General features: G+C 53.7%; 15 protein-coding genes. 12 read left to right on the top strand and 3 right to left on the bottom strand.

The window, feature by feature from the left end:
• Positions 1–69 precede the first annotated feature (69 nt).
• From FH603_RS29095 to FH603_RS11260, 4 genes are all read left to right on the top strand, one after another.
• Positions 70–489, top strand: coding sequence for a class I SAM-dependent methyltransferase (locus FH603_RS29095; RefSeq protein WP_317171326.1), 420 nt, complete (start codon positions 70–72; stop codon positions 487–489).
• The gene (locus tag FH603_RS29100) at positions 461–691 is read left to right on the top strand and encodes a hypothetical protein (RefSeq protein ID WP_317171325.1); all 231 of its coding nucleotides are present in this window, start codon (positions 461–463) and stop codon (positions 689–691) included. The genes FH603_RS29095 and FH603_RS29100 overlap by 29 nt, the downstream gene beginning before the upstream one ends.
• Before the next feature lie 329 nt (positions 692–1020).
• A complete protein-coding gene (locus tag FH603_RS11255; RefSeq protein ID WP_186737600.1) occupies positions 1021–1206 on the top strand; it encodes a hypothetical protein in 186 nt (61 codons plus the stop codon).
• Positions 1207–1358: 152 nt separating this feature from the next.
• Complete coding sequence (locus tag FH603_RS11260) at positions 1359–2504, top strand: PA14 domain-containing protein (RefSeq protein WP_235985589.1); 1146 nt, start codon at positions 1359–1361, stop codon at positions 2502–2504.
• A gap of 26 nt (positions 2505–2530) precedes the next feature.
• Here the strand turns inward: FH603_RS11260 and FH603_RS11265 are convergent, their stop codons facing one another.
• Entirely contained in the window at positions 2531–3754 is a 1224-nt protein-coding gene (locus FH603_RS11265) for an ABC transporter permease (protein ID WP_186737601.1), read from the bottom strand.
• A 285-nt stretch (positions 3755–4039) separates the two neighbouring features.
• On the opposite strand from FH603_RS11265, the gene FH603_RS11270 reads away from it, so the two are divergent.
• The 3 genes from FH603_RS11270 to FH603_RS11280 all read left to right on the top strand — a co-directional run bounded on the left by FH603_RS11270 (position 4040) and on the right by FH603_RS11280 (position 11598).
• Positions 4040–6478, top strand: coding sequence for an ABC transporter permease (locus FH603_RS11270; protein WP_186737602.1), 2439 nt, complete (start codon positions 4040–4042; stop codon positions 6476–6478).
• A 141-nt stretch (positions 6479–6619) separates the two neighbouring features.
• Complete coding sequence (locus FH603_RS11275; protein WP_186737603.1) at positions 6620–9013, top strand: ABC transporter permease; 2394 nt, start codon at positions 6620–6622, stop codon at positions 9011–9013.
• Positions 9014–9144: 131 nt separating this feature from the next.
• A complete protein-coding gene (locus FH603_RS11280; protein ID WP_186737604.1) occupies positions 9145–11598 on the top strand; it encodes an ABC transporter permease in 2454 nt (817 codons plus the stop codon).
• Between the two features lie 14 nt (positions 11599–11612).
• Here the strand turns inward: FH603_RS11280 and FH603_RS11285 are convergent, their stop codons facing one another.
• The gene (locus tag FH603_RS11285; protein ID WP_186737605.1) at positions 11613–12377 is read right to left on the bottom strand and encodes an HpcH/HpaI aldolase family protein; all 765 of its coding nucleotides are present in this window, start codon (positions 12375–12377) and stop codon (positions 11613–11615) included.
• Between the two features lie 54 nt (positions 12378–12431).
• Positions 12432–12983: a sugar O-acetyltransferase gene (locus FH603_RS11290; protein ID WP_186737606.1), complete on the bottom strand. Its 552-nt coding sequence runs from the start codon at positions 12981–12983 to the stop codon at positions 12432–12434.
• 223 nt (positions 12984–13206) lie between these two features.
• On the opposite strand from FH603_RS11290, the gene FH603_RS11295 reads away from it, so the two are divergent.
• The 5 genes from FH603_RS11295 to FH603_RS11315 all read left to right on the top strand — a co-directional run bounded on the left by FH603_RS11295 (position 13207) and on the right by FH603_RS11315 (position 18507).
• Positions 13207–15582, top strand: coding sequence for an ABC transporter permease (locus FH603_RS11295; RefSeq protein WP_186737607.1), 2376 nt, complete (start codon positions 13207–13209; stop codon positions 15580–15582).
• A gap of 12 nt (positions 15583–15594) precedes the next feature.
• Positions 15595–15933, top strand: a complete 339-nt coding sequence (locus tag FH603_RS11300) for a hypothetical protein (protein ID WP_186737608.1) — start codon at positions 15595–15597, stop codon at positions 15931–15933.
• Between the two features lie 225 nt (positions 15934–16158).
• A complete protein-coding gene (locus tag FH603_RS11305; protein WP_186737768.1) occupies positions 16159–16689 on the top strand; it encodes an RNA polymerase sigma factor in 531 nt (176 codons plus the stop codon).
• Complete coding sequence (locus FH603_RS11310; protein ID WP_317171324.1) at positions 16673–17515, top strand: zf-HC2 domain-containing protein; 843 nt, start codon at positions 16673–16675, stop codon at positions 17513–17515. The genes FH603_RS11305 and FH603_RS11310 overlap by 17 nt, the downstream gene beginning before the upstream one ends.
• 128 nt (positions 17516–17643) lie before the next feature.
• Positions 17644–18507 carry a DUF4097 family beta strand repeat-containing protein gene (locus tag FH603_RS11315; RefSeq protein ID WP_186737609.1) on the top strand — a complete coding sequence of 288 codons (864 nt, stop codon included), beginning with the start codon at positions 17644–17646 and terminating at the stop codon, positions 18505–18507.
• Position 18508: the final 1 nt, after the last annotated feature.

Raw genomic sequence — 18508 nt, forward strand, 5'->3', positions numbered from 1 at the left:
CGGCCCACTGGTAGTCGGTCAGTTTAGTAAATTGTTTGGTCACGGCTTTGTTGCTTGGTCGCTACAAAGGTGACACGACTACCAGCCTTTTTCAATTCCCCAACACGTTCTTATGGGGAACGACCTAACAAATATCTAAAAGAACAATTAGATAAATTGACTGTTGGGACAATTCTTTTTCCAGCAGAAGGAGAAGGCCGTAACGCAGTTTATGCGGCTAAACTTGGTTGGACAGTTTCTGCGTTTGACATAAGCGTTGAAGGACAAAAGAAAGCTACACAACTTGCGGAAAATAATGAGGTAAAAATAGACTATCAAGTTGGCGAATTACAGACAATGAATTATATAGCCGGCCAATTTGACGCAATAGGACTTATCTATGCTCATTTCCCAGCAGACATTAAATCTTCATATCACAAGACATTTGATAAATATTTAAAAAAAGATGGAGTAATTATTTTTGAATCTTTTAGCAAAAAAGCATATTGACTATGTTACCAAAAATGAAAATGTTGGCGGGCCAAAAGACATCGCTTCTTTGTTTTCTATTGAAGAAATAAAGTTAGACTTTCCAAATTATGACTTTGAAGAATTGGCAGAAATGGAAATTAAACTTAATGAAGGACTTTTTCATAATGGACAAGGTTCAGTAATAAGATTTGTAGGACGAAAAAAAATAAATTACCGCTAACAAGGATTTACCAAAATGGGGGTAGAATCGGAACGCCGAAGCGGTGCTAAAATGAGCATTTGGCATTCTATTGAACATTTGCGCTAAATCGAATCGCACGGGCGATCCCGGTTTGTACGTCTAATTCCCCCACTTCGGCAAGCCTCAACCTTAGCTGCCATTTGTAAAAAACCACCGCACAAACAATGGATGAATAAATCGAATACAGACTTACCCACCTACATTAGTCAACATACTTGTATAACACTTCGCTTACCGAATTTCAAATTATCTCAGATGAAATTTATACACGTGATGAAGTAGTAGGGGTCAGTGCCCTCAGTATCGTAATGCTCCTGTCGAAGGATATATTGAAGCTGGTACTCTTCGCCATTGTCATTGCTTCGCTCCTGGCCTGGTATGCCACGAACCAGTGGTTAAGCGACTTCGCCTACCGAATCGGCATTGCCTGGTGGATGTTTGCCTTATCGGGTTTGCTAACCAGGAGCATTGCGTTGATGAGGGTGAGCTTCTAGAGCGTAACAGCCGACCTGGAGGGTCGGCTGTTAAATGGCTTTATACGGCCCGGCCGTATAAACGGCACCAGGAGCGTACGATAGAAAAACAGAATCTTGCGTATGGAATAACGGAATCAATTGCATCTTTTGCCTACATACAAGGCTCCGTCATGAACACCTTCCGTCTGCTTCTATTGGCACCAATCCTGCTGGCAGGCATTCGCGGTATGGCCCAGCCCAACGCCGATCATGGCCTGAAGGGTGACTATTATACCGGGACTAACTTCGACCGGAAAGTATTCTCCCGCATCGACCCGAACCTGAATTTCAACTGGCGCGGGAGAACACCGGGAGCAGGTCTCGACCGGCAGTACTACTCCATTCGCTGGACGGGCCGACTACAGGCACCTGCGTCGGGCATGTATCGGTTTACGGTTGAGGTGGACGATGGGGTGCGGGTCTGGGTGGGAAACAAAAAAATCATTGACGCCTGGGAATTACACGATAACATTACGTTCACCGGCAGCGTGATGCTGGAAGCTGGCAAAACGTATGACCTGCGCGTGGATTATTTCAATGACATGCTGGAAGGGGAAATTAAACTCTATTGGGTAAAGCCGGATGAGTACCGTACGGCGGGAAGTTCACCGGGGTCTATCCTCACTCCGGAATTTCTGAGCTACAAACCAGCCGCCCCACCCGTTGCGATCAGACCCGTTGCGCCGGTCGTAACCAAGCCAGCGGCCCGGACGGTTGCGGCAATCAGACCACCCGTCCAGGTTACCAAACGGCCCGATCCGGTAAAGACGCCACCCTCCGCCACAGCGACCAGTCCGCTTACGGCAAAAACGACTGTACCACTGCCAGATGCGGCCCAACCAAGCACTTCCCAACCAAGCGTGGCCCGACCGAGCGCGGCCCGACCAGACATAGAAAAGCCGACAGTGGCACCGCCCGTTTTCGACAAACTAGCCACGGGCGAAACCATCATTCTGACCCATGTGCTGTTTAAACAGAGCGAATACGTGCTCCTCCCCGACTCCTACGCCGAACTCGACAAGCTGGTGCTTACCCTCAAAAATCAGCCTGCTCTCCGTATTGAAATTGGCGGGCATACCGATAACGTCGGGGATCAGCGCCTGAACCAGACGCTGTCGGAGTACCGGGCAAAAGTGGTTGCCAACTACCTGATCCAGCACGGAATTGCCGACGAGCGGGTACGGGCCAGGGGATTCGGGGGTTCGCGACCGCTGAACGGGAATGCCACCGAAGCCGAACGGATCGTTAACCGGCGGGTGGAGTTCACCGTCTGGTAAGCCTCTCACATCTGGTTCGGTTTCGGCTACTCCCGCCGGATGGCTTCGACCGGATCGAGCCGGGCGGCCCGCATGGCGGGGTAGGTACCGAATATGACGCCGATCAGCATGGCAATGACCATGATAATAATGAATGTATTCCAGGTATAGGCAACCTGAAACGGTACGTCGGTGAGGGCTTTCACGATGGGTATGAACGCCAGGGTGCTTAGCAGACCCAGCGCCAACCCCAGCAGGCTGCCCAGCGTAGAAATGGTGATGGACTCCGACAGAAACTGCCATAAAATATCCCTCCGTTTCGCCCCGAGGGCTTTCCGGACGCCAATCTCCACCGTTCGCTCGGTGACCGAGATCAGCAGGACGTTCATCACGCCAATACCACCCACCAGGACCGAGATGCCCACGATAAGGCCCATGATGAGCCGGAACAGCATGAACCCTTTGGCGGCCTGACCAACCCGCTGCTCATTGGTGACGATCGCAAAATCGGCTGTCTGGTTTTTCATGTTGGCTTTCAGCCAGTTTTCAATCTCCGTCTTCAGGGCGGGCACATCTTCAACGTTTCCCGCTTCGATCACGCCCATGGGCGGATTGGCTTTCAGGGCACTGTCGGAAAAGAAAGTAAGCGGCATCAGCAGTTGCCCCGCTTTGGCATCTTTGTCGGCTGTAATCCCAATCACGGTCAACCGCTTGTTCTGGTAAACGACCTGCCGGCCAAGCGCTGCTTTATCCGGTTGTTTACCCACCAGCTGCCGCGCCAGTTTCTGGTTGATCAGCGCCACGGATTGCCGGTTGTTCAACTCCGCTTCGGTGAAGGCCCGCCCCTGCACAAGTGTCAGGTCCGGGTGGAGTGGCAAGCCCAGCCCCGTCACGATCGTACCGATTCGGTGGGTATCGCCCGGCGCGGTTACCTCCGCGTTTTGTCGGATGTACAGATACCCGGTCGCCTGTTTGGTCAACGATGATTGCAGCTGACCGAAGGTGGTGTTGTCGAAATACCCGTAGTTTTCCTTCCGAACCTCTACGTCGTTCACTGATTTGTAAGGATTCGGAAACACCATGATGGCTTTGAGCGAGGTGGTTTTCGTGATCTGTTCCTGCGCATACTGCTCCAGCCCATCGATCAGCGACAGAATAGCGACCAGAGCCGCCACGCCAATGACGATACCCAGAATGGACAGTACCGTATGGAAGAAACGGTTGCGGATATTTTGCAGGGCAGTCGCGAAGGATATGAAGATCTTTTTCATCGGGAAGGAAGCGGCCACGGGCTGACGACCACAGCACAATATTGCGCAACCCACCAGCCACACACAATGCCTATGTGACAAGCGGCTAATCCGACTCAGAGGAAAAAGCCCCACCTTCAAGTAAAAAGCGCGGGCCGTGTCCGAAACTGAACGAAAAACCGTCCATTTGCGGACACGAACCAACCACGGCAATCAGTATATAACTGACAATTAGTGACTTAGAATTCTGGTACGTCATTTGGGCAGGTATAGTCAGCGCCAAGTTTCCATAAACATCGCGTACTCATGGTAAGAAGTTATCTTAAAATCGCCTGGCGGAATCTAACCCGCAACAAAGCGTTCTCGGCCATCAACATCATCGGGCTGGCTATTGGGCTGGCTACCTGCCTGCTCATCAGTCTCTTCGTGCTCGATGAACTGAGCTACGACCGCTTCAATGCCAAGGCTGACCAGATCGTGCGGGTTGTTTTCAAGGGAACATCGGCGGGGGGTAAGATGAACGAAGCCCACGTGATGCCACCCACCGCCCAGACGCTCAAGGCCGATTACCCTGAAGTACTGGATGCCACCCGAATCCGTCTGGGCGGCTCGCCGGTCATTACAATAGATAACAAGACGTTCCGGGATGCGACGGTTGCGTTTACCGACGCCAATTTCTTTCAGGTCTTTACGCTGCCCCTGCTGACAGGCCGGGACGCCGGACCGAACGCCAAAACGGTCCTGACCCGACCCAATACAGCCGTTATTACAAAGGCAATGGCCAGCAAGTATTTCGGCGATCAGGACCCTATTGGCAAGATCATCACCATGAAAAGCTGGCAGAGTACGTATCAGGTAACGGGGGTGATCGACAACGTGCCCACCAATTCACATTTCCACTTCGATTTGTTTCTGTCGATGTCGAGCCTGCCCGAAGCGAAGTCGACGTCGTGGCTGACGTCGGAATTTTTCACCTACCTGGTCCTGCCCGAAGGCTACGATTACAAGCGGCTGGAAGCCAAATTACCCCAGGTTGTCGAGAAATACATGGGACCGCAGTTGCAGCAGTCGATGGGTATGACGTTGGCCCAGTTCCGGCAGAAAGGCAATGACATCGGTCTATTCCTGCAACCCCTCACCGCTATTCACCTTCATTCCGATTTTGGGTTTGACCTCTCCCCCGCCGGCAACAGTCAGTATGTCTATCTCTTTGGGTCCATTGCTCTGTTTATGCTGCTGATTGCCTGCATCAACTTCATGAACCTGTCGACCGCCGGAGCCTCTAAACGCGCTAAAGAAGTGGGTATCCGGAAAGTGCTGGGGTCGATGCGGCAAAGCCTGACCGGCCAGTTTCTGGTCGAATCGCTCGTATTAACGGCGGTGGCGCTTATACTGGCCATTGGTCTCGTCTATGCCACCCTGCCTGCTTTCAACCGGCTAGCCGACAAAACCCTTACGCTTAACTTCCTGACTAATCCCTGGCTTCTGCCCGGACTACTGCTGTTCGGTTTGGCGGTGGGCGTTCTGGCGGGTAGCTATCCCGCCTTTTTCCTCTCGTCGTTCAAACCCATTCTGGTACTCAAAGGCGCTAAATTCACCGGCAACAGCAACAGTATCAGCTTACGGAGCGGGCTGGTCATCATTCAGTTCTTTATTTCCATTACCCTGATGATTGGCACAACGGTGGTTTACCGGCAGCTCGACTATATTCAGAACAAGAAGCTTGGTTACGATAAAGAGCAGGTGCTGGTACTTCCCGAAACCTGGTTACTGGGCAAGAACGAAGAGGCCTTCCGCAATCAGCTTATGCAGGATTCGCGGGTGGTCAATGTCAGCACGTCGGGTTACCTGCCCGCCGGACCCAGCAACAACAATAACTTCTTCGTCTACCCCGAATCCAATGCAACGCAGATCATCAAGACGCTCCGCTACGATGTCGATTATGCCTACATTCCAACGCTGGGGATGAAACTGGCGGCCGGACGCAATTTCTCGAAGACATACGGCACCGATTCGTCGGGAATCATCCTGAATGAAACAGCGGCCAAAACACTGGGCTGGACGAAAAATGCGTTGGGGAAGACCCTGAGCCGGGCCAACAATGAAGGCAACGTCACGACCTATCGGGTAATTGGTGTTGTGAAAGACTTTCACTTTAAATCGCTGCACGAACCGATTTCGCCCCTGGTGATGCTGCTGGGCAACAGCTCGGGGACGGTCATTGCTAAAGTAAAGACCAAAGACCTCGCCGGGTTGCTGGCTTCCCTGAAGAAGCAGTGGAATCAGTTCACGACCGATGCCCCCTTTACCTACGCCTTCCTGGATGAACGCTTCAACGCCACTTACCAGACCGAGCAGAAAACAGGTCTCATCCTGGGCATTTTTGCCGGCCTGACCATTTTCGTCGCCTGCCTGGGCCTGTTCGGTCTGGCCACGTTCATGGCTGAACAACGTACCAAAGAAATTGGCGTGCGTAAGGTGCTCGGGGCGTCGGTCGCCAGTATTGTTGGCCTGCTGTCGAAAGACTTCCTGAAGCTGGTTGCTATTGCCCTAGTCATTGCGGTGCCGGTAGCCTGGTATGGCATGAATCAGTGGCTACAGGACTTCGCCTACCGGATCGACATCGCGTGGTGGGTGTTCCTGCTGGCGGGTATGCTCGCCATTGGTATCGCCTTGCTGACCGTCAGTTTCCAAAGCATCAAAGCCGCCCTCATGAATCCTGTCAATTCGTTAAAAACCGAGTAGAGACGCGACCCTTCGCGTCTGGTACGCGTCAGCAAAAACGTTCTACACAATAGAGGTGAAAACCAAAACAGACGCGAAATAGACCAAAACAACCGCGAGACAGACCAGACGCGAAGGGTCGCGTCTCTACGAAAGAAACGTATGCTACTCAATTACATCAAAATATCCTTCCGGAATCTGGTCCGTAACAAAGCGTATACCGCTATCAACGTGCTGGGTCTGGCGCTGGGGATGAGCTGTGGAATTCTTATTTTCACGCTCGTCACCCATCACCTGAGTTTCGATAATTTCCACCCCAACCGGGACCGGATCTACCGCTTTGTGACCGAGCAGAAGCGGGAAACTACGAGCTACGCATCCAGCGTGCCGAGTCCGCTGGGCAAGGCATTCCGGAATGATTATACGTTCGGCGAGAACGTTGCCCGGATTTTTACCGCTACCGATATCCTGATCACCGTTAAAGACGGCCGCGACCTCCGGAAATTCAAAGAGGAAGAAGGGGTCGCGTTTGCCGAATCGGCGTTTTTCGATCTCTTCAACTTTCCGTTCCTCGCGGGCGACCCGGGAACAGCGCTGACTGAGCCCAACACCGCTATTCTGACCGAGCGAATGGCACGAAAGTATTTCGGCACGGCAAATCCCATCAACAAAACGCTTCGGGTAGATAACAAGATCGATCTCAGGATTACCGGCGTCCTTAAAGATCTGCCGGCCAATACCGATCGGCAGACGGAGATCTTCATTTCTTACGTCACCCTGAAGCAGTTCAATGAATGGCTGGCCAGCGACGACGCCTGGGGTGGCATGACGAGCGGTATGCAGTGCTTTGTGCGGCTCCGGCCGGGTGTTTCGCCGGAGCAGGTCGAACGGGTCTTACCGGCCTACGTTGAAAAGTATCGTCCCAACAGTAAAAACGTACACCACTACCACCTGCAAGCGTTGGCCGATATTCACTTCAACGCGCAGTATGGCGGTGTCATGACCAAAACGAATTTGTGGGTGTTGGCCCTGATCGGTTTGTTTTTGATCATTACCGCCTGCGTCAACTTCATCAATCTGGCTACGGCTCAGGCGATCAACCGGGCAAAAGAAGTAGGCGTCCGGAAAGCACTGGGTAGCCTGCGGGGACAATTATTCTGGCAATTCATCGCCGAAACCGGGCTTATCACCGTGGTGGCTATGCTACTCGCGGTGTTAGGTTCGCAGTTGGCCCTGCCCTTCGTCAACGACTGGTTTCAGTCGGGAATGCGCATCGATTTTCTGGCTAACTGGCAACTCACAGCCTTCACTGGCTTGCTGGTGGTGGTTGTCACCTTTTTTTCGGGTTCTTACCCCGGCCTCATTCTGGCCCGTTTTCAACCGGTTGTGGCCCTGAAAGGCAAACTCTCGCAGCAGTCGATCGGGGGTTTCAACACCCGCCGGACGCTCATTGTGACCCAGTTCGCCATTTCGCAGATGCTCATCATTGGCGTGATCATCATTGCCAGCCAGATGCGGTTTGCGCAACAGTCTGATCTGGGCTTCGACAAAGAGGCCGTTGTCATGGTCCCGATAGCGTCGGAATCGAAGCTTCAGACGCAGCACACGATACAAAATCGCTTTTCCAGGCTGGCCGGCGTAAAGCGGGTAGCCCTTTGCCAGGCCGCTCCCGCGTCGGATAATAACTGGAACACCTCACCCCGGTATGATAACCGTTCCGAAGACGAAAGTTTCAGTATCAACGTGCGGGCGGCCGACGATCAGTACACCTCCCTGTTTGGTCTGCAGCTGGTAGCCGGACGAAATATATACCCGGCCGACACGGTAAGGGAGTTTCTGGTCAATGAAACCTTCGCCAAAAAGCTCAACCTCAACAAGGCGCAGGAGGTAATTGGCAAGGTTATCAGTCTGAACGGCGACCGGTTGAAAGGCCCCATCGTGGGTGTCGTCAGGGATTTCCACAATCTGTCGTTCCACGAAGACATCAGTGCCGTCTGCATTGCATCGGCAACCGAACAGTACAGCTATTATGCCGTGAAGATCAACCTGGCCAACGCCCGAACGACGCTGGCGGGACTGGAAAAAGTATGGACCGAAACGCATCCCGATCAGATCTTCGAGTACCAGTTTCTGGATGAGCAGATCGCGGAGTTTTACGAAACCGAAGCACTCATGCTCAAGCTGATTCAGGCGTTTGCCGCCATTGCTCTGTTCATTGGCTGTTTGGGGTTATATGGGCTGGTGTCGTTCATGGCGGCTCAGAAAACGAAGGAAATCGGTATCCGTAAAGTGCTGGGCAGCAGCACAGGTCAGATCGTCTGGATTTTCGTGAACGAGTTTTCCCGCCTGATTCTGATTGCCTTCGTCGTAGCGGCCCCTATTGCCTGGTACGCCATGAATGCCTGGCTCAAGAACTTTGAATATAAAATTGATCTGGGCATCGGCGTATTTGCGCTGGCCATCCTGGGAACGTTCGTGGTTGCCATGCTGACTATTGGCTACCGGGCCGTCAGTGCCGCATTAATGAATCCGATCAATGCATTGAGAACGGAGTGAGGGAAGAGAGGGAGGAAGGAGTAAAGGGAGGAAGGAGTAAAGGGATTCCTCTCACCCTCCTCCCTTTCTTCCCCCTCCTCCCTCTCCTCCTCTCCTCCTTTCCTCCTTTCCTCCTTTCCTCCTTTCCTCCCATGTTTACCAACTATTTCAAGATCGCGGTACGGAATCTGCTTCGGAGTAAGTCCTTTTCGGCCATCAATATCCTGGGGCTCTCCGTTGGCCTCACCTGTTGCATGCTGTTGCTGCTGTACATCCGCAGTGAGCTTTCGTTCGACAAACACCATCAGCATGCCAGCAACCTGTATCTGGTGAGTAGCGATGCGCTGTTTTCGGCGGGCAGTTACGAAGAGGTTCCCCGGCTATCCTCCCCGTACGCAGCGGCTCTGAAATCGGAGTTTCCCGAAGTCGACCAGGTTACCCGGGTATGGGCCAACTTCATTGAAAGTAAAACGCTGTTCCAGGTGCGGGAGTCGGGCAAACCGGTTCAGGCTTTCTACGAAACGAAGGGCTACCAGATTGACCCCACGTTCTTCGATGTATTCAGTTATCAGTTCAGCGAGGGCGACCCTAAAACAGCGTTGCAGGATGCCCATTCTATCGTTTTGTCGGAACCGGTGGCCCGCAAACTATTTGGCGATGTTCCGGCGCTGAACAAGCTCATTCGCATCAATGGTGTTGCCGGTAATGGCGAGAGTTTCAAGGTGACGGGCGTATTTCGCGACGAAAGTGCCCGGTCGCATATCGACGCCCGTTTTTTCCTGCCGATGAACGCCGGCTGGGTGGGTGGTTTCCTGCGCGATCAGCCCCAGGCATTCCATACCAACAACATGTTTTACACCTACGTGCGTCTGCATGAAGGAACCAATGGCGAGCAACTGACGCGTAAACTTCCGGCCTTTGTCGAGAAATACGCCCGCAAGGATCTGGCAGCCAACGGGAAAGACAAGCGTCTTTTTCTGGTGCCCGTGCCCGGTCTTCATCTCTACTCGAAAGTCCGGGAAGTGATAACGCCAACGAACAGCACGACGTATTTATATATCCTGGCTTCCATCGCCCTGTTTACCCTGCTGATCGCCTGCATCAACTTCATGAATCTGGCTACGGCCCGATCGGCCAAACGGGCTGCCGAAGTCGGTATCCGAAAAGTGATGGGTGCCGAGCGGGGTGCGCTGATCGGGCAGTTTCTGGGCGAATCGATGGTGCTCACCCTGCTGGCGCTGGTCATTGCCTTCGGGCTCGTTGCCGGGCTGCTTCCTGTTTTCAACCAGCTGACAGAAAAACAACTGCTCTTCTCGGAACTTATAAATCCGGCTATCCTGGGCACCTTCCTGTTACTGGCTCTCGTGACGGGCCTGGTAGCGGGCAGTTACCCCGCCTTTTACCTGTCGGTGTTTAATCCCATCCAGGTGCTCAAAGGTCGATTCACCAACTCAATGTCGGCGATTGCCCTGCGCCGGGGGCTGGTCGTTTTCCAGTTTGTGATTTCGATTGGACTTGTTTTCACCACCCTGATCATTCAGCGGCAAATGGATTTCCTGCGCAACCAGCCACTGGGTTTCACGAAAGACCAGCAGCTGGTCATTCCGCTTCGCAGCGACGAATCGCACAAGGCCTACACGGCACTACGGAACGAAATAGCGCGAAACAACCAGATTCTAGGCGCAACCGGAGCCATGTACTACCCCGGCATTATCAACCCAAGCGATGTTAGTCTGTATCGCCCCGATCAGACCATCAGCCAGATTCAGACCGTTAAAACCAACTGGGTCGATCAGGGCTTCATGCAGCAGATGGGCTTCCAGCTCCTCAAGGGCCGCTTGTTTTCGCCCCAGTTTCCGGGTGATACCAGCAACCGGATGATCGTCAATGAAGCGACCCTGCGTCAGTTGGGCATCCCGCTGCAAAAAGCGATCGGCCAGAAGCTGAATCACGACGAGCAGGGTACGGTTTCGTCGGTCGAGATTGTGGGCGTTATCAGGGATTTCCATTTCGAAGACCTGCACCGACCCATCCAGCCCTACGCTTTTTTACTTAACAACCAGCCGTTCTTCAATTACCTCCTTGTTCATATCAACACCGCCGAGGTAGGCAGCGTACTCCCTTTTCTGGAGCAGAAATGGAAAGCTGTCCGCCCCGATGAGCCATTTGAATACAGTTTCCTCGATGAGGATTTCCAGCGCAACTACCAGTCCGATACCCGCACGTCGCGCATCGTCACGTATTTTACCATTATCTCCATCCTCATTTCATGCCTGGGGCTATTTGGTCTGGCCGCTTTTGCCGCGCAGCAACGAACCAAGGAAATTGGTGTTCGCAAAGTGCTCGGGGCCAGTGTGACCAGCATCGTGACGCTACTCTCTCAGGACTTCCTGAAACTGGTGGTCGTGGCCATGTTCATTGCTTCGCCCCTGGCCTGGTACGCCATGAACCGATGGCTACAGGGCTTTGCGTATAGAGTCGATATCGAGTGGTGGGTCTTTGCGCTGGCAGGGATGCTGGCAGTAGGTATCGCCCTGCTGACGGTGAGTTTCCAGAGTATCCGGGCCGCCCTGATGAATCCCGTAAAAAGTTTACGAAGCGAGTAGAACAAGCCCGATGGTCAGCGCGCTAACCCTGCCTTGAACGCGTTTACCACGTTTTGCGCACCGCTCCACACAAAAAACGTATCCGTTCCTACGGCCAGAAAGGTGGTGCCGCTGGCTATTTCCGCTTCCAGCTGATCCGGTTGTTGCAGAAATATACCAACGGGGATGTTTTTCCGGGCGCATTTGGATTTGACCTCGGCGATAGCCTCCTGAACGGGCGCACTGAACACATCGCCCAGTCGGTTCATACTGCCGGACAGATCATAGGGGCCGATGAATACGCCATCGATGCCTTCTACGGCAAGAATTTCATCCAGGTTGTTGACGGCGTCCTGATGTTCGATCTGAATGATGACCGCCAGCGTCTGGTTGGCGCGCTGAATATAATCGGCAAAGTGCAGGCCATAGTCGTGGGCACGGGCGAGGCCAACGCTGCGTTTTCCCAACGGAGGGTACCGGGCTGAAGCCACAGCCTGACGGGCCTCCTCCGCCGAGTTGACCAGCGGAACGATGATACCGTCGGCCCCGATGTCCAGCGCCTGTTTGATCAGGATAGGGTTGTTTTCGGCCACCCGAACGATGGCGTTACAGTCATTCTTTACCGCCTGCAACAGCCGCTGGGCATCTCCAATAGACAGGGGGCCATGTTCCATATCGATAAAAAGCCAGTCGAAGCCCGCCAGCGACAGGAGTTCGCTGAGTTCGGGAGACGGCAGGGAGACAATGGTTCCGAGGAGTGGTCGGCTACCCCTGAGTTTTTCGGTGAACGTCGTTTTCATAGGGCCAATGTAGCCAGAAAGAACCCTGAAATAATTCCGGCGGGCATCACTTCGTCATAAGGTTCTGATAACGCGGCAGGGATTGCCGGCGGCAAATACGCTGGCCGGGATATCCTTGGTAACGACACTGCCCGCTCCGATCGTCGTATTGTCGCCGATGGTGACGCCGGGGCAAACGATGACGCCCCCTCCCAGCCAGACATTATCACCAATGGTAATGGGTAACGCCAGTTCCGGCCCCTTGATGCGCTCGGCGGCCATCACCGGATGATAGGCCGCGTAGAGTTGCACATTGGGCGCGCATTGAAAATTGACACCAATGGTGATCCGGGCACAATCGAGAAAAATGCAGTTGAAATTGAGAAATCCGTTTGCTCCAATGCTGATGTTCGTACCGTAGTCGCAGTAGAACGGAGGCTGAATATTGAGATTATCACCCGCATGCCCCAAAAGCTGCTGAAGTAGTTTGCGCCGTTCAGGCTCGGCATCGTAGGGCGTCCGGTTGAACTCGGAGAACAGGGTACGGGCTTCTGTTCGCATGCGTACCAGAGTAGCATCGCTGGCGTCGTACAAGTCACCTGCCAGCATCTTTTCCAGTTCTGTCATCGGTTAGGTATGGTTTCATTCCTCAAATCACAAAAGAAAGAAGCCCGAAAAGCTACTTGATGTTATAAATCGGTTGTCCGCAACTGAACAAACCGCTGTCCGCTTTCGGACACAAACACTTTTCATTCATTTCCAACCTAGTGATCATCAATTAGTTGACTTAATGGTACAGCTTTTGACGTAGAAATACGTACGGTTATCGAACCCTTCACCGCAGCGGATAATGATCCAGAACTACCTTAAAATCGCATTCCGGAATCTCTGGAAAAACCGCTTGTTCAGCACGCTGAATAGTGTCGGTATGGGCGTGGGCATTGCCGCTGTAGGGCTGATGGGCCTGTATGTAGGGCATGAACTGAGCTACGACCGCTTCCATACCAACGCCGATCGGATTTTCCGGGTGGTACACTACGCCAGTTGGTCGGGCGGCAATCTTCAGCTAGCGCCAACCTCGGCTCCTTTTGCCGCTGCCCTGAAAACTGATTACCCGGAAATTGAAAAGACGGTACGCTTTCAGCCCGAAGGTGGCGGCATTATCACCTACAAAGACAAGAGACTCGATGTCAGTGACATTCTGTTCACCGAACCGACGGTATTCGACGTTTTTTCTTTCCCCTTTCTGCACGGCGATCCGGCAACCGCACTGGTTCAGCCCCAGAGTATCGTGCTGACGAAAAGCCTGGCCGAAAAGCTGTTTGGCGACGCATCCAGGGCCGTGGGGCAAACCATCGCATTCGCCAATAACTTTCCCAACCGGGTCACGGGCGTCATAGAGGACGTACCTTCAAATTCGCACCTTCAGTTCAGTGCACTCCGGTCATTGCCGACCAACTACACCAATGGCTGGCAGAATTTTGAACTCTACACGTATCTGTTGCTGAATAAAGACAGTGATGCTGAAACCCTGACGGCTAAACTGCCCAAGTTCTACCAGAAGTACCTCAGGAAAGAAATGGGCGATCTGGACTACCGTCTGGAGCTTCAGTCCCTCCCGTCGATCCACCTGCATTCGCATCTGGATTACGAAATCAGCCCGAACGGAACGATCAGCACCGTTTATACCTTTGCGTTGATTGCCGCCCTTATTCTGCTCATTGCCGGTATCAATTATGTAAATCTGTACACGGTTCGGGCCATGACACGCACGCGCGAAGTAGGCGTTCGTAAAGCCATTGGCTCCCGGCGGAGTCAGCTATTGAGTCAGTTCCTGACCGAATCGATGCTGATGGCATTCCTGGCCAGTATCGTCGGTGTTGTACTGGCGAATGCATTCTTGCCGCTCTTTAACGAACTGTCGGGCAAGTCGCTGACGCTGATGCACTACGGAACGTCGGCTACGCTGCTGGCGCTGGCGGTATTTTTGGTAGCTCTTGGACTGGCAAGCGGCCTTTACCCGGCCCTGCTCCTGTCGGGTTTCCGGCCAGTGGTGGCGCTGAAGGGCCGGGTTCAGATTGGGGGCGGTTTGTTTCGCCAGTCGCTGGTCGTGTTTCAGTTCGTGGCGGCTGTAGCCCTGATCGCTTGTTCCTGGGTCATTTACCGGCAGATAGGCTACGCCCTGCACAAGAATCTGGGGTTCAACAAGGAACAGGTGCTGACGTTTCACCTGGATGGTGACGAGGGCCGGAAACAAATCCAGGCGCTGAAAAATGAATTAAAGAAAAGCCCGCTTATCGAGCAGGTATCAGCCGCCAGCAATCCCATCGGCAACAATAATATTGGCTCAAACGGCATGATGGTCGAGCACAACGGCATCATGTCTACGGTCAGTCAGGTGATTCAAACGTTTTCGGTCGACGCCGACTACCTGCCTACGTTGCAGATCAAACTGCTCCAGGGCCGTAACTTCACCGAGTCGGTAAGCGACGGCTTAGGTGCCGTCCTGGTAAACGAAGCACTCGTCAGAAAGATGGGCTGGCAGCACCCGCTGGGTAAACGTATTCGTAAGTTGGGCAATGACGTAGCGCCCGAAGCGCGGGTGGTGGGCGTCGTGAGCGATTTCCATACCTACTCGCTGCAACATAAGATCGAGCCGCTGGTCCTGCAGATGCCTGCGCCATCGGAGAAAGACAATCTTTACGTTCGGATACGGCCCGAAAAGGTCATCGAGGCCATGGCTCATATAAAATCTGTCTATAAAACCTTCGATCCTAACGCAGAGCCAACCTTCCATTTTCTGGACGAAAACTTTTCCCGGCAGTACAAAGCGGAGCAGAAGCAAGGGCAGCTATTACTCGTTTTCTCTTTACTCGCGGTGCTGATCGCCTGTCTGGGACTGTTCGGACTGGCGGCCTTCACGGCGGAGCAGCGCACCAAAGAGATCGGTGTCCGGAAAGTGCTGGGAGCCAGTGTAACCAGTATTGTCCGCCTGCTTTCTACCGACTTCCTCAAACTGGTGCTCATCGCTATCGTGCTGGCTACTCCCCTGGCCTGGTACGCCATGAATCAATGGTTACAGAGCTTTGCCTACAAGATCGGTATTGACTGGTGGGTCTTTGCCGGGTCCGGTTTGCTCGCGCTGGCCATTGCCTTCCTCACGGTTAGTTTTCAAAGTATAAAAGCCGCCTTGATGAACCCTGTTAACTCCTTACGTAATGATTAAACCAATACCAGTATGTCCTACATCGCTATTCCCATCCCGAACCTGCCCGGTAAGCAGGACATTGAGATTGACGTGACCATCAACGGTCAGAAGCAGGCGTTACATTACCGCGTCGAGCTATTCTACTGGGGCGACTGTATCGGACTTCCTCAAAGCCCGCCCAGTTTCGAACAGGGCACACTGGGCCAGGGTACGCTCGACCGCGTTGACTGCATCCGGCAACACCTGAGCAGCTACGACAAGGACTGGGCGCTGTATTACATCGGCTCGCCCACCGATGAGTTCGTTCCTGTTACGTTCGTCAGAAAAGAAGATCTGGCCAAACAGCGGCAGCTAAGGGCCATGAGTTAAGGTAAGATCCTGAAGGGGGGGTAACCGGGTGAAGATAACGTTGCCAACGTTCTAAACGTTGGCAACGTTATCTTCACCCGGTTACCCCCCCTTCTAACGTAGCACAGGCGCATCAAAAAATAAATTCTTTTTTTTCTGTAACCTCCCCGGACTTCGGCGGTTTCCACGCCAAATTCCCTAACCTCACCTTGTAAACCGTTGAATGCACTGACAGACAATGCCCTGATGCTGCGGGTCAAGGCGGGCGATTTGAACCGGATGGGTCTGCTTTTTGAGCGGTACCACCGGGAGCTTTTCGGCTTCCTCTACCACATGAGCGGACGGCCCGATGTTAGTGAAGACATGGTTCAGACGGTGTTCTACCGGATGCTGAAATACCGGCATACGTTTACCGGCAACGGTGCCTTCAGAACCTGGATGTATCACCTGGCCCGCAACGTACTGATCGATACCGTCCAGCAGAACAAACGATCGGCCCACCACTACGACGTAGCGGATTTTGCCGACCGGATTGGGGGTGGTCTGCCCGCCGATGAATCGCTGCACAGGGAACAGGAGCTGGCGTTGCTCCGGCAGGCGCTGGCCAAACTGAGCGACGAACAGCGGGAAGTACTGGTGTTGAGCCGGTATCAGGAACTGAAGTACGACGAGATTGCCCGGATTCTGGACACCACAGAAGGTGCCGTGAAAGTACGGGTTCACCGGGCGATGAATGCCCTGAAGACGATCTACCTAACTAGTGAACACGAACGATAAACTGATGAACTGCGACGGCGTAAACGACAAACTCCCCGACTGGCTGAGCGACGAACTGTCGCTCACGGAACGGGCCGCTGTCGACGCGCACCTGGCCCAGTGCCCCGCCTGTCAGCAGGAACTGGCGGCTACCCGGCAGGTCTGGCAACGGATGGGCGCGGTAACCACACCCGAACCCAGCCCCGAAATGCGTACCCAGTTCTATACCATGCTCCATAGCTTCGATGAGGCTGAGCAGGCCGTTCGGAAAAGTACATGGGGAACCCGGATTGACAGCCTTCGGCAATGGTGGACACCGCAACTGGCTGGTCGGGTAGCGTTTAGTTTTTTGCTCCTTAGCCTTGGATTGGTTGCTGGCTACTGGCTCCCCGGTCGGCACACGCCCGACGTAGCGTACCAGCAACGAATCGACACGCTGTCGACGCAGGTGCAGGAGATGCGAGAGATGATGATGCTCTCGCTGCTTGAGAATCCGTCGGCAACGGAACGACTCCGGGCGGTGAGCTACACCAAAGACCTGAGCGACGCCAACGGCCGCGTGATCGACGCCCTGCTGACAACGCTCAACAACGACCCGAACGTTAACGTACGTCTGGTGACACTGGAAGCCCTGGCCGAACTGGCACACGACCCTCGCGTCCGGGAAGGGCTGGTTCAGTCACTGACCAGGCAGGAGTCGCCCCTGGTGCAGGTAGCCCTCGCCGATGTGATGGTGAAGCTTCAGGAAAAACGCTCACTCAAACCACTCCGGCAGATACTCCGCCAGGCAGGCGTCAACGAACTCGTCAAAAGCAAAATCGAACAAACGATCCGGGAGCTGTCGTAATGAGTGATTGAGTGAATGAGCGAATGTGTGATTGAAAAAGTCTCACGCTGTTCCGTCGCTCCGATTCTCCCAATCACTCACTCAGTCATTCACCCGATCACTCACTCACCCAATTACCCAATACCTCTATGACAAAGTACCTAATCCCCGTATTGGCGGGGCTGGTGATTTCCTGTGCCCAATCGGTGGCGCAATCGCAGGAGTCCAATGAACACATCAGGAAGGAATTTTCGGTGGCGAACGCCGGAGCCAGCGTGCTGGTCATCTACAACATCAATGGCCTGATCAACGTCGAAGGGTCGGCGGGCGACAAGGTGTCCTTCGATGTCGAGAAGCGAATCACGGCCGACGACAGGCAGGAGCTTGAGAAAGGCAAACAGGAACTTAAGCTGGCTTTCGAACAGAAAGGCGATACCATCATCGCCTACATTGCCGAGCCCTTCGACTCGCGCCCCAACCGCAACAACCGGCGCAACAATGACGACCAGCGTATCCACTATGATTTCACGCTCGACTTCACGGTGAAAATTCCGCGCGCGATGAACGTGAACGTGTCGACGGTGAACCGGGGTGATGTACGCGTGAAGGACGTGGCGGGCGACCTACGGGTGCGGAATGTGAACGGGGCTATCGCACTGACCAACGCCCGGGGTGCTACCGATGTCCATACCATCAACGGCAATGTCGATGCGAACTACCTCGCGAGCCCACCCGACAAGTCGTCCTACTACACCCTCAACGGCAACATCCGGGTGAGCTACCCGGCCAGTCTCTCGGCCGAAATGCAGTTCAAAACCTTCCAGGGTGAGTTTTACACCGATTTCCCGGAAGCTGAAATCTTACCCGTCCGGGTCGTTAAAAACCAAGAGCGAAAGGACGACAAGACCGTCTACAAGCTCAACAAAACAACCGCCATACGCGTCGGAACGGGCGGCAGGACCCTGCGCTTCGAAACCTTCAACGGCAATGTGTACATCAAAAAACAATCGTAAT

The sequence above is a fragment of the Spirosoma utsteinense genome (assembly GCF_014282275.1).
Lineage (GTDB): Bacteria > Bacteroidota > Bacteroidia > Cytophagales > Spirosomataceae > Spirosoma > Spirosoma utsteinense.

Bases quoted from the DNA above. Each gene is read 5' to 3' on its own strand.
- FH603_RS11300 (WP_186737608.1), top strand. From the start codon at position 15,595: ATGTCCTACATCGCTATTCCCATCCCGAACCTGCCCGGTAAGCAGGAC.
- FH603_RS11290 (WP_186737606.1), bottom strand. From the start codon at position 12,983: ATGACAGAACTGGAAAAGATGCTGGCAGGTGACTTGTACGACGCCAGC.
- FH603_RS11295 (WP_186737607.1), top strand. From the start codon at position 13,207: ATGATCCAGAACTACCTTAAAATCGCATTCCGGAATCTCTGGAAAAAC.
- FH603_RS11280 (WP_186737604.1), top strand. From the start codon at position 9,145: ATGTTTACCAACTATTTCAAGATCGCGGTACGGAATCTGCTTCGGAGT.
- FH603_RS11275 (WP_186737603.1), top strand. From the start codon at position 6,620: ATGCTACTCAATTACATCAAAATATCCTTCCGGAATCTGGTCCGTAAC.
- FH603_RS11285 (WP_186737605.1), bottom strand. From the start codon at position 12,377: ATGAAAACGACGTTCACCGAAAAACTCAGGGGTAGCCGACCACTCCTC.
- FH603_RS11265 (WP_186737601.1), bottom strand. From the start codon at position 3,754: ATGAAAAAGATCTTCATATCCTTCGCGACTGCCCTGCAAAATATCCGC.
- FH603_RS11255 (WP_186737600.1), top strand. From the start codon at position 1,021: ATGCTCCTGTCGAAGGATATATTGAAGCTGGTACTCTTCGCCATTGTC.
- FH603_RS11260 (WP_235985589.1), top strand. From the start codon at position 1,359: ATGAACACCTTCCGTCTGCTTCTATTGGCACCAATCCTGCTGGCAGGC.
- FH603_RS11305 (WP_186737768.1), top strand. From the start codon at position 16,159: ATGCTGCGGGTCAAGGCGGGCGATTTGAACCGGATGGGTCTGCTTTTT.
- FH603_RS11270 (WP_186737602.1), top strand. From the start codon at position 4,040: ATGGTAAGAAGTTATCTTAAAATCGCCTGGCGGAATCTAACCCGCAAC.
- FH603_RS11315 (WP_186737609.1), top strand. From the start codon at position 17,644: ATGACAAAGTACCTAATCCCCGTATTGGCGGGGCTGGTGATTTCCTGT.